Annotated in this window: 22 protein-coding genes, 1 tRNA gene and 1 pseudogene; 13 read left to right on the plus strand and 11 right to left on the minus strand. The window is 69.9% G+C overall.

Going from position 1 to position 25053, the window contains the following annotated elements:
• Positions 1-79 precede the first annotated feature (79 nt).
• The 7 genes from ACQP2T_RS08020 (at position 80) to ACQP2T_RS08050 (ending at position 4477) form a co-directional block, all read left to right on the plus strand.
• A complete protein-coding gene (locus tag ACQP2T_RS08020; protein ID WP_433515553.1) occupies positions 80-1396 on the plus strand; it encodes an NAD(P)/FAD-dependent oxidoreductase in 1317 nt (438 codons plus the stop codon).
• Between the two features lie 93 nt (positions 1397-1489).
• Positions 1490-2002 (plus strand): glycine cleavage system protein R, encoded by a 513-nt coding sequence (locus ACQP2T_RS08025; protein ID WP_357943970.1) that lies wholly within the window; start codon positions 1490-1492, stop codon positions 2000-2002.
• 71 nt (positions 2003-2073) lie between these two features.
• The gene (locus tag ACQP2T_RS08030; protein ID WP_433519733.1) at positions 2074-2523 is read left to right on the plus strand and encodes a peptide deformylase; all 450 of its coding nucleotides are present in this window, start codon (positions 2074-2076) and stop codon (positions 2521-2523) included.
• Between the two features lie 49 nt (positions 2524-2572).
• Positions 2573-2645 (plus strand) — tRNA-Leu (locus ACQP2T_RS08035).
• 170 nt (positions 2646-2815) lie between these two features.
• Positions 2816-3604: a Bax inhibitor-1/YccA family protein gene (locus ACQP2T_RS08040; protein ID WP_433515554.1), complete on the plus strand. Its 789-nt coding sequence runs from the start codon at positions 2816-2818 to the stop codon at positions 3602-3604.
• Between the two features lie 167 nt (positions 3605-3771).
• Positions 3772-4005, plus strand: a complete 234-nt coding sequence (locus tag ACQP2T_RS08045; protein ID WP_357943976.1) for a DUF4287 domain-containing protein — start codon at positions 3772-3774, stop codon at positions 4003-4005.
• A 61-nt stretch (positions 4006-4066) separates the two neighbouring features.
• On the plus strand, positions 4067-4477 hold the full coding sequence (locus ACQP2T_RS08050; protein ID WP_433515555.1) for a PPOX class F420-dependent oxidoreductase: 411 nt from the start codon (positions 4067-4069) through the stop codon (positions 4475-4477).
• 107 nt (positions 4478-4584) lie between these two features.
• On the opposite strand, the gene ACQP2T_RS08055 is transcribed toward ACQP2T_RS08050, so the two are convergent.
• The 3 genes from ACQP2T_RS08055 to ACQP2T_RS08065 form a co-directional block, all read right to left on the minus strand.
• The gene (locus ACQP2T_RS08055) at positions 4585-5802 is read right to left on the minus strand and encodes an acetyl-CoA C-acetyltransferase (RefSeq protein ID WP_433515556.1); all 1218 of its coding nucleotides are present in this window, start codon (positions 5800-5802) and stop codon (positions 4585-4587) included.
• A gap of 114 nt (positions 5803-5916) precedes the next feature.
• Positions 5917-7260, minus strand: a complete 1344-nt coding sequence (locus ACQP2T_RS08060) for a PQQ-binding-like beta-propeller repeat protein (RefSeq protein WP_433515557.1) — start codon at positions 7258-7260, stop codon at positions 5917-5919.
• A 58-nt stretch (positions 7261-7318) separates the two neighbouring features.
• Complete coding sequence (locus tag ACQP2T_RS08065; protein ID WP_433515558.1) at positions 7319-8302, minus strand: SGNH/GDSL hydrolase family protein; 984 nt, start codon at positions 8300-8302, stop codon at positions 7319-7321.
• Between the two features lie 129 nt (positions 8303-8431).
• Here ACQP2T_RS08065 and ACQP2T_RS08070 point away from each other — a divergent pair, with 129 nt between their 5' ends.
• Positions 8432-9802: a cystathionine beta-synthase gene (locus tag ACQP2T_RS08070; RefSeq protein ID WP_433515559.1), complete on the plus strand. Its 1371-nt coding sequence runs from the start codon at positions 8432-8434 to the stop codon at positions 9800-9802.
• Positions 9803-9848: 46 nt separating this feature from the next.
• On the opposite strand, the gene ACQP2T_RS08075 is transcribed toward ACQP2T_RS08070, so the two are convergent.
• A complete protein-coding gene (locus ACQP2T_RS08075; protein ID WP_433515560.1) occupies positions 9849-10706 on the minus strand; it encodes an NAD(P)-dependent oxidoreductase in 858 nt (285 codons plus the stop codon).
• Positions 10707-10772: 66 nt separating this feature from the next.
• Here ACQP2T_RS08075 and ACQP2T_RS08080 point away from each other — a divergent pair, with 66 nt between their 5' ends.
• Positions 10773-14177 carry a BTAD domain-containing putative transcriptional regulator gene (locus ACQP2T_RS08080; protein WP_433515561.1) on the plus strand — a complete coding sequence of 1135 codons (3405 nt, stop codon included), beginning with the start codon at positions 10773-10775 and terminating at the stop codon, positions 14175-14177.
• 324 nt (positions 14178-14501) lie between these two features.
• Here the strand turns inward: ACQP2T_RS08080 and ACQP2T_RS08085 are convergent.
• Positions 14502-15287 (minus strand): annotated as a pseudogene (locus ACQP2T_RS08085) (histidine kinase); the annotation flags it as partial.
• A gap of 21 nt (positions 15288-15308) precedes the next feature.
• On the opposite strand from ACQP2T_RS08085, the gene ACQP2T_RS08090 reads away from it, so the two are divergent.
• Together ACQP2T_RS08090 and ACQP2T_RS08095 are read left to right on the plus strand one after the other, a co-directional pair.
• Positions 15309-15518, plus strand: a complete 210-nt coding sequence (locus ACQP2T_RS08090) for a hypothetical protein (protein WP_433515562.1) — start codon at positions 15309-15311, stop codon at positions 15516-15518.
• A 121-nt stretch (positions 15519-15639) separates the two neighbouring features.
• Entirely contained in the window at positions 15640-16779 is a 1140-nt protein-coding gene (locus ACQP2T_RS08095) for a cystathionine gamma-synthase (protein ID WP_433515563.1), read from the plus strand.
• A gap of 16 nt (positions 16780-16795) precedes the next feature.
• Here ACQP2T_RS08095 and ACQP2T_RS08100 read toward each other — a convergent pair whose 3' ends face one another.
• Both ACQP2T_RS08100 and ACQP2T_RS08105 read right to left on the minus strand, forming a co-directional pair.
• Positions 16796-17230 (minus strand): hypothetical protein, encoded by a 435-nt coding sequence (locus tag ACQP2T_RS08100; protein ID WP_393475505.1) that lies wholly within the window; start codon positions 17228-17230, stop codon positions 16796-16798.
• A 10-nt stretch (positions 17231-17240) separates the two neighbouring features.
• Complete coding sequence (locus ACQP2T_RS08105; RefSeq protein ID WP_263655728.1) at positions 17241-17366, minus strand: hypothetical protein; 126 nt, start codon at positions 17364-17366, stop codon at positions 17241-17243.
• A 140-nt stretch (positions 17367-17506) separates the two neighbouring features.
• Here ACQP2T_RS08105 and ACQP2T_RS08110 point away from each other — a divergent pair, with 140 nt between their 5' ends.
• Positions 17507-17929, plus strand: coding sequence for a DUF6292 family protein (locus ACQP2T_RS08110; protein WP_433515564.1), 423 nt, complete (start codon positions 17507-17509; stop codon positions 17927-17929).
• Positions 17930-18010: 81 nt separating this feature from the next.
• Here the strand turns inward: ACQP2T_RS08110 and ACQP2T_RS08115 are convergent, their stop codons facing one another.
• From ACQP2T_RS08115 to ACQP2T_RS08125, 3 genes are all read right to left on the minus strand, one after another.
• Complete coding sequence (locus ACQP2T_RS08115; RefSeq protein WP_433519734.1) at positions 18011-19966, minus strand: vWA domain-containing protein; 1956 nt, start codon at positions 19964-19966, stop codon at positions 18011-18013.
• A 30-nt stretch (positions 19967-19996) separates the two neighbouring features.
• A complete protein-coding gene (locus tag ACQP2T_RS08120) occupies positions 19997-20731 on the minus strand; it encodes a hypothetical protein (protein ID WP_433515565.1) in 735 nt (244 codons plus the stop codon).
• 63 nt (positions 20732-20794) lie between these two features.
• Positions 20795-22186, minus strand: coding sequence for a sigma 54-interacting transcriptional regulator (locus ACQP2T_RS08125; RefSeq protein WP_433515566.1), 1392 nt, complete (start codon positions 22184-22186; stop codon positions 20795-20797).
• Between the two features lie 171 nt (positions 22187-22357).
• On the opposite strand from ACQP2T_RS08125, the gene ACQP2T_RS08130 reads away from it, so the two are divergent.
• Positions 22358-23542 carry an FIST signal transduction protein gene (locus tag ACQP2T_RS08130; RefSeq protein WP_433519735.1) on the plus strand — a complete coding sequence of 395 codons (1185 nt, stop codon included), beginning with the start codon at positions 22358-22360 and terminating at the stop codon, positions 23540-23542.
• Between the two features lie 48 nt (positions 23543-23590).
• Here ACQP2T_RS08130 and ACQP2T_RS08135 read toward each other — a convergent pair whose 3' ends face one another.
• A complete protein-coding gene (locus ACQP2T_RS08135; RefSeq protein ID WP_433515567.1) occupies positions 23591-25003 on the minus strand; it encodes a M1 family metallopeptidase in 1413 nt (470 codons plus the stop codon).
• Between the last annotated feature and the right edge of the window lie 50 nt (positions 25004-25053).

Consider the following 25053-nt stretch of genomic DNA (forward strand, 5'->3'; position numbering starts at 1 on the left):
GGGATTGGCTTTATGGGGTGCCCTTGACGTAGCCTTGTGAATAGTTTCACAAGCGCTCCCATGGGATGGGGAACCGAGGATGAACAAGCACATTCTGATCGTCGGCGGCGGTTACGTCGGCCTCTACACGGCATTGCGGCTACAGCGCACGCTCCGCTCGGAGCTGCGCGACGGCGACGTGCGCATCACCATCATCGACCCCCACTCGTACATGACCTACCAGCCCTTCCTGCCCGAGGCGGCGGCGGGCAACCTCTCCCCGCGGCACGTGGTCGCCCCACTGCGCCGGGTCCTGCCCAAGGTGCGCGTGCTCAACGGCAGCGTCACCGCCGTCGACCACGACGGGCGGAGCGTCACCTTCCAGCCGGTCGAGGGCGAGCCGCGAGAGATCGCCTACGACGTGATCGTGATGGCCGCCGGCTCGATCTCGCGGACGCTGCCGATCCCCGGCCTGACCGACATCGGCATCGGGTTCAAGAACGTGGGCGAGGCCATCGCGCTGCGCAACCGGGTCCTGCACCTGCTCGACGTGGCCGAGTCGACCGAGGACCTGGAGGCGCGCCGCCGCGCGCTCACCTTCGTCGTCGTCGGCGCGGGCTTCGCGGGCGTCGAGGCGCTGGCCGAGCTGGAGGACATGGCCAAGGACTCGACCCGCTACTACCGCAACATCAAACCCTCCGACATCCGCTGGGTGCTGGTGGAGGCCACGAACCGGGTGCTGCCCGAGGTCGGCCCCGAGATGGGCAAGTGGACGCTGGAGCAGCTGCGCGAGCGCGGCATCGACGTGAAGCTCGACACCCGCCTGGAGTCCTGCGAGGGCGGCCACGTGGTGCTCTCCGACGGCTCGAAGTTCGACGCCGACACCCTCGTGTGGACCGCGGGCGTCAAGCCCAGCCCGGTGGTCAACGACGGCGGCCTGCCCCTCGACGAGCGCGGCCGGATCAAGACCACGACGAAACTGACGGTCGCGGGCGTCACGGACGCCTTCGCCGCCGGTGACGCGGCGGGTGTCCCCGACGTGACCAACCCCGGCCAGTATTGCGCGCCCAACGCTCAGCACGCCGTACGTCAGGCCAAGGTGCTGGCCGACAACCTGGTCCGCCATCTCCGGGGACAGGAACTGGTCGACTACCGCCACAAGTATGTCGGATCGGTCGCCGGTCTCGGCCTGCACCAGGGGGTCGCGAACGTCTATGGGGTCAAGCTTCGCGGATTCCCTGCGTGGTTCATGCACCGCACTTACCATCTGTCGCGGGTGCCGACGCTGAACCGCAAGGTCCGTGTCGTCGTCGACTGGACTCTGGCCCTGTTCTTCAAGCGGGAGACCATCTCACTGGGCGAGATGGAGCACCCGCGCGACGGGTTCAGAGCCGCCGTGGCGACGACCCGCCGCTAGCCCGCGTACAGCAGCGCCCCGGTGCGGCCGCATCGGGGCGTTTCGGCATTCTTGACTCAATATTCTCGGTCTCAATCGAGAGGGGATCCACGAGTGGGGCTCTCAGCGGTGACGGTGCTCGGCGTGGACCGGCCCGGCGTGATCGCCGCGGTCACCGGCTCGCTCGCCGACTGCGGGGCGAACATCCAGGACTCGACCATGACGCTGCTCGGCGGCCATGTCGCGATGATGCTGCTGGTCTCGGGCGACCTGAGCGCCGACGAGCTGACCAAGCACCTGTGCGCGCCGGACCTGGTGGTGACCGCCTCGGCCGTCGAGGCCCGCCGCTACTTCGGCGGCCGGCCGACCGGGCTCGGTTACGTCCTGACCGTCCACGGCCCGGACCGGCCGGGCATCATCTCGGCCATCAGCGCCGAGCTCGCCTCGGTGGGCGGCAACATCACCGGCATGAGCACCCGGCTCACCGGCCGGCTGTACGTCCTCATCGCCGACGTCGAGCTGCCCGAGGAGGTCGACGTGGCCGGGCTGATGCGCGGGCTGGCCACGGTCGGCTCGGGCCTCGAGTCCGAGATCACCTTCCGGCCCGTTGAACCGGACCTGTTGTGACCTCGCCGGACGGGATCGCCCGCGGAGTGCTCGGCGCTCCGCACCCGCTCCTGTCCGCCCGGGCCCAGCAAGTGGATCCCACCGACCCCCGCGTGGTGGCCGCGGCGGCCGATCTTCTCGCCACTCTGCGCGGCGAGCCGGGGACCGCGGGCCTGGCCGCCCCACAGATCGGGCTGAGTTGGCGGCTGATCGCCTTTGACGCCGCCGGGCACCCGAGGGGTAGGTCGTGGGCCGGCGAGCTCGTGGTGGTCAATCCACGGCTCGCTGAGGCGTCTCACTGGTGCGTCGGGCGGGAAGGCTGCGCCTCGATCGCTGGTTTGACCGCTGACGTACGGCGAGCGACGCGTATCACAGTGCTCGGCAGCTTGCCTGGGACGGGAGATCCCGTCACCATCGAGGCGGATGCATTCGAAGCTAGGTGCATTCAGCATCAACTGGACCATCTCGACGGCGTTCTGTTCCTGGACAGAGTGTCAGGAGCCCTATCACTTCACCGCAGACTTCACAGTTGTGACGCCTGATACGAAGTTGTGCTCCTCGGAAGCATGGTCCGTTTCGTATGATTGCGGCGCCCCCGTAGCCCAAAGGCAGAGGCAAACCCCTTAAAAGGGTTGTAGTGCGGGTTCGAATCCCGCCGGGGGCACCCGCATCTACCAGAGGAAATGCCCCACTAAACAACCCTCAGTAACCGCGGGAACTCAAGAACGGATCCGTTCGTTGTCCTCCTGCTGAAGTCTCGAAACCACATAGATCTGAGTGCGTGTTGACCTAGGTGACGCCGCGTCCAATAAGCTCGGCGCACAGGAGGCAGCGATGGAGAGCAAGAACCCCGTTTTCAACCGGTCCCGGCAGGCCGGCGGGTGGCAGGGCGCGACGCCCACCCCCGGGCAACTGCAGAACATGTACGACTCCCCGTCGTACGCGCCCCCGGCACCGCCCGCCTACCGGGCGATGACGATCGACGACGTCGTGGTGCGCGGTTTCATGACCCTGGGCACGCTCGTCGTGGCCGCGGCCGCCGCCTGGTACCTCAACGTCCCCCTGGGCGTGGCCATCGGCGCGGCCATCGTGGCGCTCGTCCTGGGGCTGATCGCCTCGTTCAGGCAGAGCACCAACCCGGCGTTGATCCTCAGCTACGCCGCCTTCGAGGGGATCTTCCTCGGCGCGATCAGTAGCGCGTACGAATCCCTCTACAACGGGATCGTCCTCCAGGCGGTGCTCGGCACCGCGTTCGCTTTCGGCGGAGTCCTGACCGTCTACGCGCTGCGCGTCGTCAGGGTGACACCGAAGTTCATTCGGTTCGTGGTCGCCGCGGGCTTCGCGGCCATCGCCCTGGTGCTCGTCAACCTGATCGTCGGGATCTTCGTCCCGGGCGGCCTCGGGCTGCGCACCGACTCCCCTATCGGGTGGATCTTCAGCGTCGCGATGATCCTGCTCGGCTGCTTCTTCCTGCTGCTCGACTTCAACGCGGTCGAGGAGGGCGTCCGGCAGGGCGCCCCGGAGAAGTTCGCCTGGCAGTGCGCCTTCGGGCTGACGCTGACCCTGGTGTGGATCTACCTCGAGGTGCTCCGGTTCATCAGCATTTTCACGCGTAGCGACTGACCGTTCGCCTCCCGGACCCCGCCTGGACCCCGCCGATCCGGCGGGGTCCTTCTCTTTGCGCGACCGAAAATCTACCCGCCGTTACAAAAACCTCGGAGGTTGGGGCTTGTCATTCGGGGGGACGTGTTGCAGTGTCGAGCAAAGGACCTTAATCCGTGGAGGTGCCCATGTCCTTGAACCACTCACCGGAGACGCAGACGAAGCTGATCGCAAGGGTCCCAACGATAACGGGACGCGAACTCCCCGAGTGGTTTCAAGCCATCGACAACGGCCCGTCCTTCCTGAGGTGTGACGAGCGGGCCAACTGGCTCGCCGACGAGCACGGGCTGTCCCATGGCTACGCCGCCGCCATCGTGCACGAACACGAGCGGTACCGCCATAACCGTATGGGCTTCCTGTAGAGCCCACACTCCGACCCGACCCGCGCCCGTGCCCTCGGTACGGGCGCGGAATCATGGGTGGATGGACCTAGACAAGGCACGCGACTTCCTGCGAGACAACCACCGCGCCGTGCTCCTCACCAAGCACGGCGATGGCCGCCCGCAGATGTCCCCGGTGTCGGTGGGCGTGGACGACGAGGGCTACCTCGTCATCAGCACCAGGGAGACGGCCGCCAAGACGCGCAACATCCGGCGCGACAACAAGGTGACGATCTGCGTCTTCACGGACGCCTTCTACGGAAACTGGATCCAGGTGGAGGGCGAGGCGGAGATCATCTCCCTCCCGGACGCCATGGATCACCTGATCGCCTACTACCGGGGGATCTCGGGCGAGCACCCTGACTGGCCGGACTACGAGGCGGCGATGGTCCGCGACAAGAGAGTCCTGGTCCGCGTGACCCCGACAAAGGCGGGTCCGGACCAGCACGGCTGAGACCGGGGCCGCCACTGACGCGTCGCAGTGGCCTGCGCCGAAGACCGAGCCCTGAGCGGGCGCCAACCCCGTATGGCGGTTGGCGCCCATCGGCCCGGTCGCGAGACTCAGGAAAGGCGTTCGAGGACCATCGCCATGCCCTGCCCGCCGCCCACGCACATGGTCTCCAAGCCGATCGACTTGTCGTGGTGACGGAGGCTGTTGATCAGCGTGGAGGTGATGCGCGCGCCCGTCATGCCGAACGGGTGCCCGACGGCGATCGCGCCGCCGTTGACGTTGAGCCGGTCGAGGTCGATGCCCAGATCCCGGTAAGACGGGATGACCTGCGCCGCGAACGCCTCGTTGATCTCCACCAGGTCGACGTCGTCGATCGCCATCCCCGCGCGGGCCAGCGCCTGCTTCGACGCCTCGACCGGGCCGAGGCCCATGATCTCGGGGGACAGGCCGGTGACGCCGGTGGAGACGATGCGCGCCAGCGGCGTGATGCCCAGCTCGGCCGCCCGCGTGTCGCTCATCACGATGACGGCCGCGGCGCCGTCGTTCAGCGGGCAGCAGTTGCCGGCCGTGACCGTGCCGTCGGGGCGGAAGACCGGCTTCAACCCGGCCACCCCCTCGTACGTGGTCCCGGCCCGCGGCCCGTCGTCCTTGCTGACCACGGTGCCGTCGGGGAGCGTCGCCGGGGTGATGTCCTTCTGCCAGAAGCCGTCGGCCAGCGCCTTCTCGGCCAGGTTCTGGGAGCGGACGCCGAACTCGTCCTGGTCGCGCCGGGTGACGCCCTTGATCTGGGCGAGGTTCTCGGCGGTCTGGCCCATCGCGATGTAGACGTCGGGGATCGTGTCGTCCTCGCGCGGGTCGTGCCAGCTGTGCCCGCCCTCGGCGGAGGCCTTGCTGCGCCCGATGGCGTCGTCGAAGACCGGGTTCTGGGTCTCGGGCAGCGAGTCGGAGTTGCCCTTCACGAACCGCGACACCATCTCCACACCCGCGGACACGAACACGTCGCCCTCGCCCGCCTTGATCGCGTGGAAGGCCATCCGGGTGGTCTGCAGCGACGACGAGCAGTAGCGGGTGACCGTGGTGCCCGGCACCTTGTCGAGGCCGAGCAGCACCGACACCACGCGGGCCATGTTGAAGCCCTGCTCACCGCCGGGCAGGCCGCAGCCGAGCATGAGGTCGTCGATCGTCGTCGGGTCGAGCTGCGGCACCTTGGCGAGCGCGGCCTGGATCATCTGCACGGTCAGGTCGTCAGGACGTATGTCCTTCATCGAACCCTTGAAGGCCCGCCCTATGGGCGAGCGAGCGGTAGCGACGATCACAGCTTCAGCCATCTTCATCCTCCTGTGTCGGCCTTTAGAACTATATTCCAGTCCTGGTGGCGGAGCACGGTGGGTGGGGCGTCAGTCGTACGGGGGTAGGCCGTCAGCTCGTCGGTGGCAGGCCGGTCAGCCGTACATGCCGGGTGCCGTGGCCGTGCCGTCGTTGACGGCGTGGACGGCGCCCTTCTCGTCACGCCAGAGGCGCCAGCCGTCCTGGCTGCCGGTGAACCAGGGGGGCGGGGTCGTCGTGGAGGCGAGCCGCTTGCCGGTCGCGAGGTCGTACTCGCAGACGGCGGCTGTCGAGTAGAAGCCGGGGGCCTGGCCGTGGAGCGGGAGCGGTTTGGGGTCCGTGACGCAGAAGGACCAGCCGCGCTGGTCCTCGACCGGGACCGGCCCGCCCGTCGTCAGGTCGAAGGCGGCGCCCTTGGCGTCGTGCTTGAGGAAGCCGAGCTTCTCCATGCGGTCGGGGAAGGCCAGCCACCAGCCGGAGCCGGGCACCTCGGAGGCGGGGATCTGGCCGATGACCCGGCCGCTCTCGGAGTCGAGCCGGGCGAAGCCGCCGTAGGTGCCCTGCCGGTCGACCGGACGCACGACGGGGGCGTAGCCGGGGCTGCCGCTGGGGTAGACGCGGACGACCGAGGGACGCATCCAGTTGATCGTGCCGTCGCCGATCTTGATGGAGAACAGGCCGAAGGTGGAGGCCTTCTTCGTCCGCGGGTTGGTGTAGGGGGCGACGTAGCCGATCAGGTTGTCGCTGGTCGCGCCGAAGGCCCACCCGCCCGACAGGTCGATGCCGGGGCCGAGTGCCTGCTCGATCGGCTGCTGCCACTGCAGCTTGCCGGTCTTGAGCTCGTACGACTCGATCATGGGGTTGGCGGCCAGGCGGAGCAGCAGCACCCGGTCGGGATCCGACCACTCGACCTCGGCGATGCCGGGCAGCTTCCACATCTGCTTGCCGCTGGCCGGGTCGAGCACCACCACGCGGGCGGTGGAGAGCGCGGTGTGCTCCGGCAGGCAGACGTAGGGCCCGCAGCGCTGGGGGCCGAACGTCGAATGCACCGGCCGTGTCCACTTCTGCGCGCCGGTGCGCGCGTCGCGGGCGACGACGCCGGCGTTCCAGCGGCCCTTCTTGACCGGGTCGACCGCCACGACCACGGCCTGGCCGGGGGCCGTCTCGACGATGGCGGGCGCGGAGACCCCCATGCCGGGCAGGCGGCCCGCCATGGTGGCCGGTTGGGCCCAGAGCTTGTTGCCGTGGGTGAGGTCGACGGCGACCGTCTCCAGCGAGCCGTCGGGCTTCATGGAGGTGGTCGTGACGACCCCGCCCGCGACCGACATCCGGCTGACCGCGTTGATCTCGTCGTTGTGCCAGGTCGGGAAGTGGACCGTGGCCGCGCCGCTGTCGGAACAGCCGGCCAGGGCCAGGATTCCGGCGAGAGTGAGGGCGGCGTTCGCGAGGGGCCGAAGCACGAGCAATCCACTCCAAAGGGACGAGGAGTGACGGCTTCGGTTCGGAGGGTGACCGGGATCAGGCGTCGTTGGGCGACGCTCCCAGCCGGCGGCGGAACAACGTCGCCCACTTGCCGTGGAGACCCGTCGCCCGCCCGGCGACCGTGGTCGCGGAGACCTCGGTGCCGGGCTCCTCCGCGGCCGTAGCCGCCGCGAGGTAAATCGGTTGCAGTCCTTCGCCGCGCGCGGGTCGAGGCTCTGGCCACAATCCCAACGCAGCGCATACAGAAGGTAGCACTGCGTAAGCTGCCTGTGCGTAACCTCGGGCAGATGGGTGAAAACGATCGGGTCCGAACATCTCGCCCGGATTTGTCGCGAAATCCGGCCCCAGGACGTCAGCGAACGAGACCGTACGCCCGCCCGCGTCGACCACCGCGACCGTCTGGGCCGCGGCCAGCTGGCGGCTCCAGCGCCGCGTCACCCAGCGCAGCGGCTGCGCGATGGGCCGTACGGTGCCGAGGTCGGGACAGGTGCCCACGACCACCTCGGCGCCCGCCTCGCGCAGCCGGCGCACGGCCTTGCTCAGGTGGCGTACGGCCACCGCGGGCGGGGTCTGGGTGGTGACGTCGTTCGTGCCGACGAAGATCACGGCAAGCTGGGGCTCCGCCTTCAGCGCCCGGTCGACCTGGTCGGCGAGTTCGGCCGACGAGGCTCCCGACTTGCCGACCACGCGGAGGCGTACGGGGCGCTCGGCGACGGAGGCCAGGCCGTTCGCGAGCAACACGCCCGGGGTCCCGGCCGGATCGGTCATCCCCAGGCCGACGGAGAGGGAATCGCCCAGCAAGGCCATGGAGACAGGAGTGCCGGGGAAGTCGCCGTATACGCCGTCGGACGGCGGCCCCTCCATGCCGTGGGGGCGGCCGATGATCTTCCTGGCCAACAGGCTTTCGGCCATCAGCAGGGCGTACGCGGTGGCGCCGAGGGCCGTCAGCCCGCCGCCGCCGAGTGCCGCCGCCGTCGCGATCTTGCGCGCCGCCCGCGCCGTGCCCGCTGCCCAGACCACGTGCGTGCTCCTCTCGACCGAACACGGCGGTAGCGTTTGCCTTGAAAACTAGCCGAGTGCCCACCACCCCCACGGGAGCTCGGCCCTCGGCAAGCTGACCAAGCTTCGGCAAAGAAGGTGAACACCTCGGTGCGCGTTTACGATTCCCTGGTCGAGTTGATGGGCAACACCCCGCTCGTCAGGATGCACAAGGTCTCCGCCGGCCTACCCGCCCAGGTGCTCGCCAAAGTCGAGTACTTCAATCCGGGCGGCTCGGTCAAGGACCGCATCGCGGTCCGCATGATCGACGCGGCGGAGGCGTCGGGGGAGCTCCGGCCCGGTGGCGTGATCGTCGAGCCGACGTCCGGCAACACGGGCGTGGGCCTGGCCATCGTGGCCCAGCAGCGGGGCTACAAGTGCCTGTTCGTGGTGCCCGACAAGGTGGCCCAGGACAAGATCGCCGTGCTGCGCGCCTATGGCGCCGACGTCGTGGTCTGCCCGACCGCCGTGTCGCCCGACCACCCGGACTCTTACTACTCGGTGTCCGACCGGCTGGCCCGCGAGGTGCCCAACGCCTGGAAGCCCGACCAATACTCCAACGTCAACAACCCCGACTCCCACTACTACTCGACCGGTCCCGAGGTGTGGGAGCAGACCGAGGGCCGGGTCACCCACTTCGTGGCGGGCATCGGCACCGGCGGCACGATCAGCGGCACCGGCCGCTATCTCAAGGAGATCTCCGACGGCCGCGTGAAGATCATCGGGGCCGACCCCGAGGGTTCCGTCTACTCGGGCGGTTCGGGCCGTCCATACCTGGTGGAGGGTGTCGGCGAGGACATCTGGCCGGCCACCTACGACACGAAGATCTGCGACGAGATCATCGCGGTGTCCGACAAGGACTCCTTCAACATGACTCGGCGGCTCGCCCGCGAAGAGGCACTGCTGGTCGGCGGCTCGTGCGGGATGGCCGTGGTCGCGGCGCTGGAGGTGGCCGCCAAGGCGGGGCCCGAGGACGTCGTGGTCGTCCTCCTGCCCGACGGCGGGCGCGGCTACCTGTCCAAGATCTTCAACGACGACTGGATGGCCGACTACGGCTTCCTGACCACCCCGTCCGAGGAGGGGCTGGTCCGTGACGTACTGGCTCGTAAGGGGGTGGGCCTGCCGGAGTTCGTGCACGTGCACCCGCACGAGTCGGTCGGTACGGCCATCGCCATCATGCGCGAATACTCGGTGTCGCAGCTTCCGGTGATGAAGGAGGAGCCGCCGGTCATGGCGGCCGAGGTGGTCGGCTCCATCGTCGAGCGCGACCTGCTCGAAGCCCTCTACCGCGGCCGGCTCTCCTCCGAGGACACGATCGCCGAGCACATGTCGTCGCCGCTGCCGATGATCGGCAGCGGCGAGTCGGTGGCGCGCGCGGTGGAGGCGCTGGAGAAGGCGGACGCCGCCGTGGTGCTCGAAGACGGCAAGCCGGCCGGGCTACTGACCCGCCAGGACCTGCTCGCCTTCCTCGCCAACCACTAGGGCCTCGCCGACCGGTAGGGCTCGCCAACCACTACGGCCTCAACCACTAGGGCTTTCTGATCGACTCGATCACGGTGCCGAGCCCCTCCGAGCCGCGTCCTTCCGCGTCGGCGCGCTCGAACAACTCCTTGAGGGCGTTCGGCACCGTGGTCTCCAGCCCGGCGTCCTTCAGCGCGTGGACGGCGTGGCCGATGCCGACCGCCTGCATGTGCAGGGAGTTGAGCTCGCCCGGATACACCCGGGCCTCGGCCTCCTCGGCCAGGATCTTGGCGAACCCCATCGGCCCGTCACCCCCGAGCTGCGTGAACGTCTCCCTGGCGAACGGCAGGAAGTCCCGGGGCGGCACCCCCGCCGTGCCGAGCAGCGCGAGCGCGTGCATGTAGCTGGTCAGGCTGGACCAGAAGATCAGCAGCTGCGCCTGGTAGTACATCATCGCCAGGCCCTGGTCCTCGCCCACATAGGTGATCGTGGCCAGCGCCTTGAGCGTCTCGGCGTACCGGTCGACGGCCTCCTTCGGGCCGCTGTAGAAGGTGTACGCCATGGGCAGGCCGATGCCCGGCGGCGGCACCATGATCCCTCCGGTGACGAGCGTGCCACCCCGCCCGGCCACCCACTCCGCCGCCGCGCGCAGCTCCTCCGGGGTGCCCGAGCTGAGGTTGACCAGCACCTTCCCGTCCAGCCGCGCGTCGCTCAGACTGTCGTACATGGCCTGGTAGCTCACCTGGCTGATGACCAGCAGCTCGCCTTCGGCCGCCTCGGCCGCTCGCCGGGCGCCTCTGGCCACGAGCGGGTCCGTCTTGCTCCTCGTACGGTTCCAGACGGTCACCTCGTGGCCCGCCGCGAGGAACGTCTCCGCCATCTTCGACCCCATCGGGCCCATTCCGATCACTGTCACTCGACTCATGAGCCCCACCATCGAACGTCCCCCTACGGAAATCCTTCCGCCTCGCTACGGGTTGTCCCTGATGTGGTGAGTTTCGGGGTGCTCGGGCCGCTGGCGGTCTGGACGGACGACGGCCGCCCGATCCAGGTGACGGAGCCCAGGATGCGGGCGTTGCTGGCCGACCTCCTGGCTCACGGGGGCGGGCCGGTCTCGATGGACCGGCTGATCAACGACCTTTGGGGGGAGCGACCCTCCCGCAATCCCGTCGGCACCCTCCAGGCACGCGTCTCCCAGCTCCGCCGCGCCCTGGGTGACCCCGGCTCGATCGTCCACACCCCGGCCGGCTACCGCCTGGCGTTCGCCGAGCCTTCTCGGGCCAGGGGTTGGCGGGAGGCCAGGCACTCCGGTGTCTCGCTGGACACGGACCGCTTCGGTGGTCCTCAGGGCACGGGCCGCTTTCGTGTTGCGCTGGGTGAGGGCCGATTCGGTGTCGCGCTGGACGCCGACCGGTTCCGTGAGCTCGTCCGTGAGCGTGCCACGGATCCGCGTGAGCGGGCCGCCCAGCTCCACGAGGCGCTGAGTCTGTGGCGCGGTCCCGCGTACGCCGATCTCGCCGACGAGGAGTTCCTGCGTCCGGAGATCGCGCGTCTGGAGGAGTTGCGCCTGGCCGCCCTCGAAGAGCAGGCGGAGGTACGGCTCGCTCTGGGCGAGGACGTGGACCTGGCCGACCTGGTCTCCCGGCACCCGTTGCGAGAGCGCCTGCGCGCCCAGCACATGACGGCCCTGTACCGGGCCGGTCGGCAGAGCGAGGCCCTGGCCAGCTACGGGGAGCTGCGCGAGCGGCTGGCGGAGGAGCTGGGCCTGGACCCCACGCCCGAGCTGGCGGCACTCCAGGAGGCGATCCTCCGGCAGGATCCTTCGCTCGTCCGGCGGGACCCTCCGCCCGCTGCCCAGCCGCCCCGCTCCAACCTGCCGTCGTCGCTCACGGAGCTGATCGGCAGGGATGCGGAGGTCGCCCAGACTCGCGAGTTCCTGGACGCCGCCCGCCTGGTGACGCTCACCGGACCTGGCGGCGTCGGCAAGACCCGCCTCGCCCTGGAAACTGCCCGTTCCCTCCTCGACGAAGGCGCGGCCTTCCTCGACCAGATGGCGGCCTCTTCCGGCCAGAGCGTGGCCCTCTCCGGCCAGAGCGCGGTCTTCCCCGACGAGAGTGCCGCCTTCCCTGACGGGGTGTGGCTGGTGGAGCTGGGCGGGATCACGGACGTGGCCGAGGCGGTTGCGGACGTGCTCGGCATACGCGACGACGACGCCGCGCCACTGCCGCCGAGACTGGCGACCGCCCTGGCCACCAAGCGCGCGTTGCTCGTACTCGACAACTGCGAACACCTGGTGGAGGAAGCGGCGGAGCTGATCTCCGCACTGCTACGGGCCGCCCCAGGGCTGCGGGTCCTGGCGACCAGCCGGGAACCGCTCCGGGTGACCGGTGAGCGCGTCCATGCCGTACCGCCGCTGACCGAGCCCGACGCCGTACGCTTCTTCACGCTCCGTGCCGGAATCGAGCCGAACGAGGTGGGTGAGGCGGTCGCGACCATTTGCCGGCGGCTCGACGGTCTCCCGCTGGCGCTGGAGCTGGCCGCGACACGGGTGCGTGCGTTGGGTGCGCGGGAGGTGGCCGAGCGGCTCGACGACCGGTTCCGTCTGCTCAGCTCCGGCATGCGTGACGCGCCCTCACGTCAGCGCACGCTCCGGGCGGTGATCGACTGGAGCTGGGAGCTGCTGTCCGGCAACGAGCGGGTCGTGCTGCGGCGGCTGGCCGTACACGCGGACGGGTGCGCGCTGGAGGCGGCCGAGGAGGTCTGCGCCGAGCCCGGCGTGGACGTGGTGGACGTGCTGGCTCGTCTGGTCGACCGCTCGCTGGTGGTGGTGTCCGCCGGGCCCAGGTACCGGCTGCTGGAGTCCGTCGGGGTCTACTGCGCCGAGCGTCTGGCGGAGGCGGGTGAGCACGGGCGGATCGCCGCACGTCACGCCCGCTACTACACGGAGTTGGCCGAACGGGCGGACCTGCGCGGCCCGGGGCAGAGGCAGTGGCTCGAACGCCTGGACGCCGAGACCGCCAACCTGCGGCTCGCCCTGTCGGGTCCCGAGCCGCTCCGTCTGGTCAACGCGCTGGCCTGGTACTGGTTCCTACGCGGCCGCATGGGCGAGGCCCGCCGCTCCCTGGCCGCCGCCCTGCCCAAAGCCGCCCCAGCATCCAGCGCCGCCCCGTACGCGCCCGTCACTGATCTGACCGCCGGTCGGGCGGCTGTGGCGTCGGTGTGGTTGGCGGGGATGGCGTTGTCCGTCGGGGAGGTGGCGCCGCCGGTGCGGGTGGCCGGGCTCGACGCCCGAGGGCGGGCACTGGCCGACTGGTTTCTGACCCACGTGCGCTGGGCGTACGGCGATCATGGGGCGCACGAGGCGGCGGCGAGCCGGGCGCTGGCCGCGTACGAGGCGCTCGGCGACCGGTGGGGGATCGCCGTCGCGCTCAGCCTGCGCGCGAAGCTGGCCGTCGGGCGGGGGGACCTGGCCGCGATGGAGCGGGACGGGCGGCGGAGCCTGGAGCTGTTCGGCGAGCTGGGTGACGCGTGGGGGCGGTTGGAGGCCATGGACGCGCTCGATCGGCTGGCCGAGATACGGGGCGACTACGCCGAGGCCGCCAGGTTGCGCGAGGAGCAGTTGCGGCTGGCGGAGGAGCTCGGCTTCGAGGTCGCGTTCAAACTGGCCGGGCTGGGCCGTGTGGCGCTCCTGGCGGGCCGGTACGAGCGAGCCGACCACTACCACGAGCGGGCCAGACTGCTGGCCGTGGAACAGTCCTACAAGGCCGCGGAGGAGCATGCCGTGCTCGGGCTGGCACTGAGTGCCAGGCGGCAGGGCGACTATGTACGGGCGGAAAGGCTCCTGACGCCGTGGCTCGGCTGGCTGCGTGAGGTGCGGGGGACTCCCGGCATCGCGTTCGTCCTGGCCGAGCTGGGGTTCGCCGCCGAGCAGCGCGGTGACGCCGCGGGGGCGCTGGCCAGGCAGCGGCAGGGCTACGAGGCGGCCCAGGCCACCGGGGACCCCAGAGCGGTGGCCCTCGCCTTGGAAGGGCTGGCGGGCGCGCTGTCACTCACAGCCGAGCAGGTCGGGAACGGCCGCGGGAGCCCTTCCGAGGAGTGCCGGGAGGCGGCCGGGATGCTCGGCGTCGCGGCCGCGCTCAGGGAGGCGGTGGGCGTGCCGCTGCCCGCCCCCGAGCGGGCCGACGTCGACCGGATCGCCGCCAGGCTGCGCGCGGCGATGGGTGCCGAGTTCGACCCGGCGTACACCTCAGGACGTGGGAAACTCCGCGACCACTTCCCAGGCCCCGTCGGAACCGGGCCCGGCATAGAGGCGGCCGCCCAGTGCCTCCACCCGCTCGGCCATCCCGACCAGCCCGAACCCGCCGCCCAGGCGCGAGAGCCGGGGATCGGCGGCTGAGCCGAAGTTGCGGATGCGCAGCAGCACGAGCTGGTCGAACCGGCGCAGCTCGGCCTCGACCCAGCTGGCCCCCGGCGCGTGCTTGCGGATGTTGGTGAGCGCCTCCCGCAGCACCCGGTGGACCGTCGTCATGACCTCCGGCGCCAGGGTGTGGTCGTCGATGCCGGACCCGATCTCGAACGCGACGCGCGGCCCGTTCTCCGAGAACCGTTCCGTCAGCAGCCGCAGGTCGGCCAGGGACGTGCCGGGGGTCCTGGCGGCCTCGTCCTCGGCCCGCAGCACGGTGACCAGGCGTCGCATCGAGGTGAGCGCGTCCGTCCCGGCGCTGGCGATGGCGTCGAGGGCGGGCAGCACGGCGTCGGGCTTCAGGTCGGCGACCGTGCGGGCGGCCTGTGCCTGTACGACGATGCCGGTGATGTGGTGGGCGACCAGGTCGTGCAGCTCCCTGGCCAGCTCCAGGCGTTCCGCACGCCGTACGGAATGGACGGCCTCCTTGCGGCGCTCCTGCTGGAAGCGGAGGTAGCCGCCGACGGCGGCGGTCATCGTCCACGCGGTGAAGAGGATGAACGAGAAGGCCAGCTTGTTCTGGGGATCGCGCGAGGCGCCCTCCGCCATGAGGACGACCAGCGCGGCGCCCCCGAGCACCGCGGCCCGCTTGACCGGCTCGACGTGGCGCAGCACGCCGATCGTCAGGATCATCAGCGCGCCGGTCTCCGCCGCGCCGGGCACGCCCACGAACCCCACGACCGGGATCACCAGCGAGGTGACGAGCGAGAGGGCCAGCAGGACGACGAACGTCTCGACCCGGAAACGGCGCCGCAGGAGGGCGGCCGCGATGCCCGCTACCCCGCAGATCGGCACGAGCCACTGGACGCCGCCCCTGCTGGCGGCTACGGCGAGGTCCATGAGGAGCATCATGGCCAGCCAGCCGATCGCCGCGATGTCGCTCAGCCGGCGGATCCAATAGACGACGTGCTTGGCTTCCCCCACCCCTGGGAGCCTAGGCCGCAAGTCGGATGGCGGGCATCGACCGTTCGGCTGAGGGGGCTCTCCGAGGACCGGCCCTTCAGTGGAGGCGATGGCGGGGGGCCGTCGACCATGCTGATACATGTCCGGAAGGGGGACGGGAAAATGATTGTCCTTGGATTCGTACTACTAGGTGTCGGTCTGGTCGTGGGTCTGCTGCTGGCGCTGGCCGACCCGGTGCTGCTCTCCCGCATCAACGGGGAGCACGCGGAGGGCGGCAGCGGCCGCCACATCCATGTGCCCGCACGCGACGCCGATGTCATTCCGCTGGCGCCGCGGGCGGGTGGCGACAGGAAGAAGCCGCAAGCGGCCTGAGACCTGGCTCGCGCGGGGCATGACGCGCGCGAGCCACGCGGGCGCGGCTGGGGACGGCGCCCGCCTCGGCCCGCGGTCCGTTGGGGAACGGGCCGCGGGCCGCTTCCGTTACCGTGGGCCTATGACGAACGGTTTCGAAACCCTGGCGATCCACGCAGGTCAGGAGCCTGACCCGCTTACCGGCGCGGTCGTGCCGCCGATCTATGCGACGTCCACCTACAAGCAGGACGGTGTGGGTGGCCTGCGTTCCGGATATGAGTACAGCCGCTCCGCCAACCCGACCAGGACCGCGCTCGAAGAAGCGCTGGCCGCGGTCGAGGGCGGCGCGCGCGGGCTGGCGTTCGCGTCGGGCCTGGCCGCCGAGGACACCCTGCTGCGCGCTCTCTGCGCCCCGCAGGATCACGTGATCATCCCCAACGACGCTTATGGCGGTACGTACCGGCTGTTCGCGAAGGTCGGCGAGCGCTGGGGCCTGCACTATGACCCGGTGCCGCTCGGCGACCTCGACGCCGTGGCCGCGGCGATGACCCAGAAGACGCGGATCGTCTGGGTGGAGACGCCGACCAACCCGCTGCTCGGCATCGCCGACCTCGCCGCGCTCGCCCAGCTGGCCCACGACAACGGGGCACTGCTGGTCGTCGACAACACCTTCGCCTCGCCCTACCTGCAGCAGCCGCTCGCGCTGGGCGCCGACGTGGTCGTGCACTCCACCACCAAGTACGTCGGCGGCCACTCCGACGTGGTCGGCGGCGCGCTGATCGCGGCCGACGAGTCGATCGGGGCGGAGCTGGCCTTCCACCAGAACTCGATGGGCGCGGTGGCCGGGCCGTTCGACGCCTGGCTGACGCTGCGCGGGCTCAAGACCCTGGGTGTACGGATGGACCGCCACTGCGACAACGCCGAGCGGGTCGTCGATCTGCTCCTCGCGCACCCGCGCGTGACGCAGGTGCTCTACCCGGGCATGGGTGACCACCCCGGGCACGAGGTGGCCGCCAAGCAGATGAAGCGGTTCGGCGGCATGGTGTCGTTCCGCGTCGCGGGCGGCGAGGCCGAGGCCGTCGAGGTGTGCAACCGGGCGAAGCTGTTCACGCTGGGTGAGTCGCTGGGCGGCGTGGAGTCGCTCATCGAGCACCCGGGCAGGATGACGCACGCCTCGGCGGCCGGCTCGCCGCTTGAGGTGCCCGCCGACCTGGTGCGGCTGTCGGTCGGCATCGAGACGGTCGACGACCTGCTCGCCGATCTCACGCAGGCGCTCGGCTAGCAACAGGTACGCCCGGTCAGGAACCCGGTACGACCATCAGGAACAGGATCACCAGCCAGATCAGGGACAGCAGCCCGCTGATGGCGGCGATCCTGCCGTTCTGCACCTTCGCGTCGTCGTCCGGGGTCTCGGTTTCGAGGACCTTGACGGCGGCGCGCAGGTCGCGGTCGATGATGACGAGCAGCACGACGGCCACGATGAACAGCGTCATCGAGGCCGTCATGTACCACTTGCCGAGCACGCCGCCGCCGATCGACATGCCGACGGCCAGCCCGAAGATCAGCACGCCCAGCGAACCGATGCTGTAGATCCGGGTGGTCCGCTGGATGTTCTGCAGGACGGGCACGTTCTTGCCGCGGATGGCCCGCGGGGCGGCCATGGTGGCCGCCGTGAGCGGGCCGATCGTGAAGATCGCGAAGCCGATGTGCAGCCAGAGAAGCAGGGACGACATGCGAAGGAGACTAGTCCCCGACGATCTCGCCCGTGGACTCGACACTCTGTTTACCCTCTGAGGAGCAGCGCATGATCAGCTCGGTGGCCGCGATCGCGACCACCATGAGCACGATCAGAAGAATCATGGCAATCATGGAGCCCCCCTCCTTCCCCGTGTCGGACGTAAATATCGTCCGTAATGACTAGACGCTCTGGCAACGGAATAAGTTCGGCGCGGGTATGGTTGGCCACCGTCGCTTTTTCCTTACCGTTTGGGCACAAGGGGGTGCCGTCCGTGGCCATCAGGCATGTCGAGCCGTATACAGACGAGTGGCTGCAGCAGCCGACCGGCTACGTGCAGCGGGTCGTCGACCTGCTCGGAGCCGAGGTCGCCGACTGGTGGGAGGGCCCCTGCGAGCCGCGTGGCGCGACCGTCCGTCTGGCGGACGGCAGCGCGCTGGTGTGGGACGAGGAGAGCGGGTGGCGGCTCGGCGCCTTCGTCTCCGGGGGCCGCGGCGAGCACACGCAGCTCGACGGCGTCCGTTACCTGGGTGGCGGCCTGCTGCCCCGGCCCGAGCGCGTGCCGTCGGCGCTGAGCGACGCCCGCACGGGTGTGGGCGCCAGCTCCGCCTGGCGCCCCTGCTACCGCTCGCACCGCAACTGCCGCGACGGCTTCGACGTCGCCCTCGACTTCTACGCGCCCCTCGTCGACGCCTGACCGCCTGAAGACGCGCGCCCTGACCAGCGAGACGCGCGCCCTGGTCGGCTGAAGACGCGCGCTACGACATCGAGCCCGCGTTCAGCGGGACCGGCGTACCCGTAGGAAGTCGCTCACCACGTATTCGCCCAGCCGATCCGCGCTGGGGGAGAACACGCGACCGCCGTTGCGCCGCGCCACCTCGTCCACGAACTCCTTGAGGCGGTCGTCGCCGGCCAGCATGAAGATGTTGAGCGTCGCCCGCCGCCGCGTCATCTTGTCCACCTCGGCCAGCGTGAGCTCCAGCGTCTCGGGCGACGGCGGCCACTCGAAGGCCGAGTGCCCGTTGCGCATCAGGTGAGCCGTCGGCTCGCCGTCGGTGACCACGAGCACGACCGGCTCGAAGTCGGGATGGCGATCCAGGTGCCGGCCCGCGATGAGCAGGGCGTGGTGCAGGTTCGTCCCCTGGACCATGTCCCAGTCGAGCCCGGCCAGTTCGTCCGGCTGGAGCACCCGCGCGTAGTTGGAGAACCCGATGATCTGCACCGCGTCCTGCGGGAACTTGGAGGCGACCAGCGCCTGAAGGGCGAGCGCGGTCTGCTTGGCCGCCGCCCAGGTCCCGCGCAGGGCCATCGAGTAGGACAGGTCGACCAGCAGGCAGACGGCCGCCGCGCTGCGCCGCTCGGTCTCGGCCACCTCGAAGTCGTCGACCGAGAGGTGTACGGAGCCGGACTCGGACTGGACGCCGCCGTTGCGGACGCCGTTGACCAGTGTGCGGACCACGTCGATCGGTTGCTCGTCGCCGAAGCGCCAGGGCCGTGACGAGCCGGTCAGCTCCCCGGCCGAGCCCGCGTCGCGCTGGTCGTGGTCGCCGCGCCGGCCCGCGTCGAGCGAGGCGAACACCCGGCGCAGCGCCGTCTCACCGAGCCTCCTGACGGCCTTCGGGGTGAGCTCCAGCTTGCCCCGGCGGCGCAGGAGGTAGCCCTGCTCCTCCAGCTCGCGTTCGATCCGCTTGAGCGCCTCCAGGTCGTCGACCGCCGAGCGGCCGAGCGCGCGGCGGACCGCCGACTCGTCGACGTCGTCGAGCCTGGCGCCCGGGTAGTCCTGGCGGAGCGAGGTCTCCAGCTGTGAGAGGTCGGCCAGCTCCTCCAGGGCGGTGACGGCGTCGCCCATGCCCAGCGGCTCCTCGCCGGTCAGCCGTTCGGGGGTGTCCCAGGCCAGATCGGGCCGGCGAGCCTGGAGGGACTCGCCGAGCCGGCGCATCTCGTCGGACAACCCCGCCTGGTCGAGCGTCTGGCTCATCAGGTTGGCCAGCTCCTCGCGCTGGCTCGGGGTCATCGAGGCGAGCATGCGCTGGGTCGCGGCGGCCCGCCGGGCCAGGACGTCGACCAGCTCGTCGAGGTCGCGCGGCTTCTCCGGGAAGAGATCGCCGTATTCCTTCATGAACGCGTCGAAGTCCTGCTGGGTGTGCTGACCTCTGGCGTCCTTGTCGAGCATGTCGTTGAGGTCCGACATCATCTGCCGGACACGCTCCATCGCGGCCGGGTCCGGCTGGGCCAGCGCGTCGCGCAGCCCTCTGAACTGGCTGTCGAGCACTTCGCGGCGCAGCAGGTCGCGCAGCTCGTCGAAGGTCTGCCTGGCGGCGGCTGAGCGCCATTCGTAGGGGGTCAGCTGTTGGATCGCGCTGGCCGTGTCGTCGGGCAGCGAGTCGAGCTCGCTCTCGCGCAGCCGCGCGTCGTCGGACGGGTCGGGGAACAGCTCGGCCCGCTCCTGGCCGATGGCCTTGTCGAGGAGCGCCCGGGCCCGCTCCAGCGTGCCGTCGAGGCGGCCGCTCTCGCGCAGGTCCCTGCGGCGCCGTCGTACCTCTCTGAGCATGTCGTCGAGACCCCGGCGGTCCTGGGCCCCGGGCAGCCCGCGCTTGAGCAGGTCGCGCAGGGCGTGCACGGGGGTGGAGCCGGACAGGATGGCGTCGCCCATCTCGTCGAGCGCGGCGCGCACGTCGTACGGCGGGGCGAGGGGGTCGGGGCCATCGTTGTACTCGCCATAGCGGTAGGCCATCACGAACACACGCTAACCCGAGAACGGGGGCTACGCGTCCCCGAAGACCTCACGCACACCGGAGAGTTCGTTGACATCCGGCATGTAATCGACCTGTACGAGCACCGGATGCTTGACCGACTTGAGGGCTTTGGTGAAGTCGCCGCTCTGGCATGCCTTCTTGCCCAGGCCGTGCTTGTCGGCGTTGACCGGCTTGCCGGCCAGCCAGCCGTCGCCGCAGCGCTTGGTGGTCCTGGCGAACGACATCAGGTTCGTGTAGCCGAGCTTGAGCGTCCTGCCCGCCCCGGTGAACAGGACCGTAGTGTCGTCCACCCGCTTGACCGTGCCCCGGGCCGTGCGCGGTGAGGGCCACTTGGCGAGCACTTCATTGATCTTGACGGCCTCGGCACCGCGGTACTCGACGCGGACGGGCGCGGGCCCGGACGCCAGCTTGTCGGTCAGGGCGTCGACCTTGCAGACGGTGGTGCCCAGGCCCTTGCGGTCGATCGCCACGCGCCCCTCGGTCTCCTTGAGGTCGCAGGCGACGGTCACCCGCCGGAAGGCCGCCTTGGCGTAGTCGAGCCGCAGTTCCTTGGCGCCGGAGACGGCCTTGAAGGTGTGCAGCGGCTTGCGGTATGCGGCGGTCATGGGCGTGATGCGGATCTCGGTCGGGCCGGCCGCCCAGGCGTACCCGTACACGATCTTGGTGTCCGCGGCATCGGCGGGTACGGCGAAAGCGCACAAGGCGGTGGCGCTCAGGGCGGTGGCACAGACAAGCAGACGCATGGGCGGTCTCCCCCGACGGCGTGATCAATTCATCACGTTCGACGTGTGAGACCGCCCGAATGTTCACGTCCGGTAGACGGAGACCCCGTCCACGTCGTCCTTGGACAGGCGGCGCATGAGATAGAGGCCCTCCAGGGCGAACTCCAGCGCGGCCGCCGCGTGCCCCGGCGACTCCTCGCCCTCGCCCATGCCCAGCCGCGACATGACCTTCGCCAGGCCGCTGACCGGGCCGATGCGGCGCAGCAGCTCGGCGGCCGGGATCAGCTCGCCGGACTCCACCTGGTTGCCCTCGGCGAACTTGTCCGTCAGCGGCGACAGGTCCATGCCGCCCAACCGGCTCCTGAACGTCTCGGCCGTGGCCCGGCGGAGCAGGTGGGCGAGGATCTCGGTCTCCCTGCCCTCCTCGCTGACCTCGAACTCCACCTTGCCGCGCAGGCTGTGGACGACGCTGGCCAGGTCGCAGACGCGGGCGACGGCCTGCTCCTCGCCGGCGATCGCCCCCCTGCGTACGGCGGAGGCCATGGCCGTCTCGGCGGCCGCGATCGAGAACCGCGCCGACACGCCGGAGCGGGCGTCGACCGCGGTGGACTCGCGGACCAGGCGGGTGAACCGGGCGATCACCTCTACCAGGTGCTCGGGGATGTCCGCCCCGATGTCCGGCATGGACTCCTGGCGGATGAGCACCAGCTCGTCCTCGACCGTCAGCGGGTAATGGGTACGGATCTCGGCGCCGAAGCGGTCCTTCAGCGGGGTGATGATCCGGCCCCTGTTGGTGTAGTCCTCGGGGTTGGCGCTGGCGATGAGCAGGATGTCGAGCGGCAGGCGCAGGTTGTAGCCGCGCACCTGGATGTCGCGCTCCTCCAGCACGTTGAGCAGCGACACCTGGATGCGCTCGGCCAGGTCGGGCAGCTCGTTGACGGAGAACACGCCCCGGTTGGTGCGCGGCACCAGCCCGTAGTGGACGGTCTCCGGGTCGCCGAGTGTCCGGCCTTCGGCGATCTTGATCGGGTCGACGTCGCCGATCAGGTCGCCCACGGAGGTGTCGGGGGTCGCGAGCTTCTCGCCGTAGCGCTCGTCGCGATGCTTCCACGCCACGGGCAGCTCGTCGCCCAGTTCCCGCGCCAGCGTGACGCAGCGCGTACAGGCCGGCGCGTACGGATGGTCGTTGATCTCGCAGCCGTCGACCACCGGGGTCCACTCGTCGAGCAGTCCGGTGACGGTGCGGATGAGTCGGGTCTTGCCCTGGCCCCGCTCACCGAGCAGGACGAGGTCGTGCCCGGCGAGTAGCGCCCGCTCCAAGTGGGGCAGGACGGAGTCGTCGAAGCCCACGATGCCTGGAAAACGGGGCTCACCTGCCCGCAGCTTGGCCAGCAGGTTTTCGCGGACCTCTGCTTTCACGGTGCGATGAACGTGACCGCTCTCTCGCAGCTCGCGGATATTTAGAGGCTGATGCACGGGAACGAGACTACGTCCCCTGGGACCACTGCGGCAGACACTTTCGCATCTGGCGGAGATTTCGGATCTTGACTATTGCGTGACGGTTCGTGCGCGTGCTTGTTCCTTTAATGGGGAGAATCGGTTCCTAGGGAACTTCGACCCGCTGAGGAGGCGAGATCCGTGGCTGTGATGACGAGCCGCTTCGCCGACGGCCTCGCCGTGGGTTCCGACCTGGTGGAGGCCGCGGAACGTGCTGTCGGTCAGGCCTTGTCGAGACTCAGTGGCGAGGCGGACCTGGTGTGCTTCTTCATCTGCGGCGACGATCCGGACGAGGTCGCCAGGGCGGGGGAGAGCGCGATGAGGCTGGCCCCCGAAGCCCATGTGATCGGCTGCAGCGCCACCGGCGTGATCGGTGACGGGCAGGGGGTCGAGCTGACGTCCGCCGTGAGCGCGTGGGCGGCCACGCTGGACGGGGCCGAGCTGACCACGTTCGCGCTGGAGACGCTGACCGCCGAGGACCGGTTCGTGGTGGTGGGGCTGCCGGAGCGGACGGCTGATGATCACGTGGCGATCCTGCTGGCCGATCCGTACACCTTCCCCACGGACGCGTTCGTGGAGCGTTCCGTGGACGTGCTGGGTAATCTGCCGCTGATCGGCGGGCTGGCCAACGGTATGCGGGGCCGGGGGTCGGTCCGGCTCTTCGCCGACGGCGAGGTCTACACCGAGGGCGCCATCGGCGTGCTGCTCAGCGGCTCCGTACGCGTCAGCACAGTGGTCAGCCAGGGCTGCCGGCCGATCGGCCCGACCATGGTCGTCACCCGCTCCGAGGAGAACCTGCTGCTGGAGCTGGCCGGCCAACCGGCCCTGGCCCGGCTGGAGGACATCGTCAGCGAGCTGGACGAGGACGACCGCGAACTGGTCGCCGCCGGCCTGCAGATCGGCGTGGCCATGGACGAGTACGCCGAACGGCACGAACGCGGCGACTTCCTCATCAGAGGCGTGATCGGCATCGACCCGGAACGCGAGGCCGTGGCCATCGGCGACGTCGTGGACGTCGGCAGGACCGTACGCTTCCACGTGCGCGACGCGGCCACGGCGGACGAGGACCTCTACGACCTGCTCGACGCGCATCGCGAGGAGCTCGGCCGGATCGACGGCGCGCTGTTGTTCTCCTGCAACGGCCGGGGGTCGGCGATGTTCGGCACCGCCGACCACGATCCGGTGGCGCTGCGCGACACGCTCGGGCCGATCGGGATCGCGGGCTTCTTCGCCGCAGGCGAGGTCGGCCCGGTGGGCGGCCAGAACCACGTGCACGGCTTCACGGCGTCCGTCCTGGTCTTCTCGGCACCCACGGGCACGCCCGGCGCCCCGTGAGCCTCGCGCTCAGGCACTCAGGCGATCGGGAAGTCAGGCAGCGGGCGGTCAGGCGGCGGGCTTGATCGGCTGGAAGAGCCAGGCGTCGAACAGCGGCTTGAGATCCTTGCCGGAGAGCTTCTCCGCCAGCGCGATGAACTCGTCCGTCGTGACGTTGCCGTATTTGTGGTCGGCCGTCCACGTCTTCAGCAGTGTGAAGAACGTCTCGTCGCCGATGGCCTTGCGCAGGGCGTGGAGGGTCAGCCCGCCCCGGGTGTAGACCGAGTCGTTGAACAGGTCTTTGGGCTGGGCCCGGCCCGGGGGATATTTCCACATCGGGCTGCTCGCGGGGCGGTTGTAGAAGGTCTGGAAGAGCCGGTCGGCGGTGTTGGTGCCCTTGTGCTCGGCCCAGAGCCACTCGGCATAGGTGGCGAAGCCCTCGTTGAGCCACAGGTCGCGCCAGCGCTTGATGCTCACGCTGTCGCCGAACCACTGGTGGGCCAGCTCGTGCGCGATGATGCTCTGGTCGGGCTCGAAGCCGCCGTAGAGCGGCTTGGTCTGGTTTTCCAGGGCGTAGCCGGCCGAGAAGTCGTCGACTATGCCGCCCGTGGATGAGAACGGGTAGGGCCCGAAGACCTTGCTCCAGTAGTCGGTGACCTCGCCCGAGACGTTGTAGAGATCGTCGAGTGAGCCGCGGTGCCTGGGATCGACCGCCGCGAGGTTGGGGATGCCGCCCGGCGTGTGGCCCTTGCGCAGCTCGAACTTGCCGATCGTGGCCGTCGCGAGATAACTCACCATCGGATGCCGCTCGCGCCACCGGAACGTGGTCTTGCCGTCGGCGGTCGTGGGCTCGCCGACCTGCTCGCCGTTGGCCAGCGCGGTCACGCCGTCGGGCACGGTGATCGCGAAGTCGTAGGTCGCCTTGTCGGCGGGGTGGTCGTTGACCGGATACCAGGTCTTGGCGCCGTCGGGCTCACAGGCCACGAAGGCGCCGTCGGGCGTCGGGACGAAGCCGAACGTGCCGAGGTTGGTGGAGTCCTTGATCGGCTTGGGCACGCCGGAGTAGGTCACCTTGATGGTGAAGTCGGCCTTGCCACTGAGCGGCGTGGCGGGCAGCACGCCGAGCTCGGTGCCGTTACGCGAGAAGATGGCCTTCTCCCCGTTGACCGTGATCTCGCTCACGTCGAGGCCGGACAGGTCGAGGTTGAACCGCGAGAGCGCCTGCGTGGTCGTGGCCTTGATCGTCGCCACGCCGTCGAGGCGCTTGCTGCTCGGCGTGTAGCCGAGCTCGAGGCCGTAGTGGGAGACGTCGTAGCCGCCGTTGCCGTCAAGGGGGAAGTCGGGGTCGCCGATGCCGGGCGCGCCCGTGTCTCCGCTCACCGGCCGGGCCGCTGTGGGCGCCATGGCGCCGTTGGACGGCGCGCAGGCGAGGATGCTCAGAAGCGCCACGAGCGAAGCGGCCCTGCGCTGGTCAAACCCCATAGGCTGCGCTCTTCCCTTCGCTAAGTGACAGGAATTCTACGCGGAGTCAG

Source organism: Nonomuraea sp. CA-143628 (genome assembly GCF_050942315.1).
In the GTDB taxonomy this organism is placed as follows: Bacteria; Actinomycetota; Actinomycetes; order Streptosporangiales; family Streptosporangiaceae; genus Nonomuraea.

What these genes read in the sequence shown, in the direction of transcription:
- ACQP2T_RS08115 (WP_433519734.1), bottom strand. Translation starts at nt 19,966, where the DNA reads ATGGCCTACCGCTATGGCGAGTACAACGATGGCCCCGACCCCCTCGCC.
- ACQP2T_RS08075 (WP_433515560.1), bottom strand. Translation starts at nt 10,706, where the DNA reads ATGAGTCGAGTGACAGTGATCGGAATGGGCCCGATGGGGTCGAAGATG.
- ACQP2T_RS08020 (WP_433515553.1), top strand. Translation starts at nt 80, where the DNA reads ATGAACAAGCACATTCTGATCGTCGGCGGCGGTTACGTCGGCCTCTAC.
- ACQP2T_RS08100 (WP_393475505.1), bottom strand. Translation starts at nt 17,230, where the DNA reads ATGTCGTCCCTGCTTCTCTGGCTGCACATCGGCTTCGCGATCTTCACG.
- ACQP2T_RS08095 (WP_433515563.1), top strand. Translation starts at nt 15,640, where the DNA reads ATGACGAACGGTTTCGAAACCCTGGCGATCCACGCAGGTCAGGAGCCT.
- ACQP2T_RS08055 (WP_433515556.1), bottom strand. Translation starts at nt 5,802, where the DNA reads ATGGCTGAAGCTGTGATCGTCGCTACCGCTCGCTCGCCCATAGGGCGG.
- ACQP2T_RS08050 (WP_433515555.1), top strand. Translation starts at nt 4,067, where the DNA reads ATGGACCTAGACAAGGCACGCGACTTCCTGCGAGACAACCACCGCGCC.
- ACQP2T_RS08105 (WP_263655728.1), bottom strand. Translation starts at nt 17,366, where the DNA reads ATGATTGCCATGATTCTTCTGATCGTGCTCATGGTGGTCGCGATCGCG.
- ACQP2T_RS08045 (WP_357943976.1), top strand. Translation starts at nt 3,772, where the DNA reads ATGTCCTTGAACCACTCACCGGAGACGCAGACGAAGCTGATCGCAAGG.
- ACQP2T_RS08090 (WP_433515562.1), top strand. Translation starts at nt 15,309, where the DNA reads ATGATTGTCCTTGGATTCGTACTACTAGGTGTCGGTCTGGTCGTGGGT.
- ACQP2T_RS08040 (WP_433515554.1), top strand. Translation starts at nt 2,816, where the DNA reads ATGGAGAGCAAGAACCCCGTTTTCAACCGGTCCCGGCAGGCCGGCGGG.
- ACQP2T_RS08135 (WP_433515567.1), bottom strand. Translation starts at nt 25,003, where the DNA reads ATGGGGTTTGACCAGCGCAGGGCCGCTTCGCTCGTGGCGCTTCTGAGC.
- ACQP2T_RS08130 (WP_433519735.1), top strand. Translation starts at nt 22,358, where the DNA reads ATGACGAGCCGCTTCGCCGACGGCCTCGCCGTGGGTTCCGACCTGGTG.
- ACQP2T_RS08120 (WP_433515565.1), bottom strand. Translation starts at nt 20,731, where the DNA reads ATGCGTCTGCTTGTCTGTGCCACCGCCCTGAGCGCCACCGCCTTGTGC.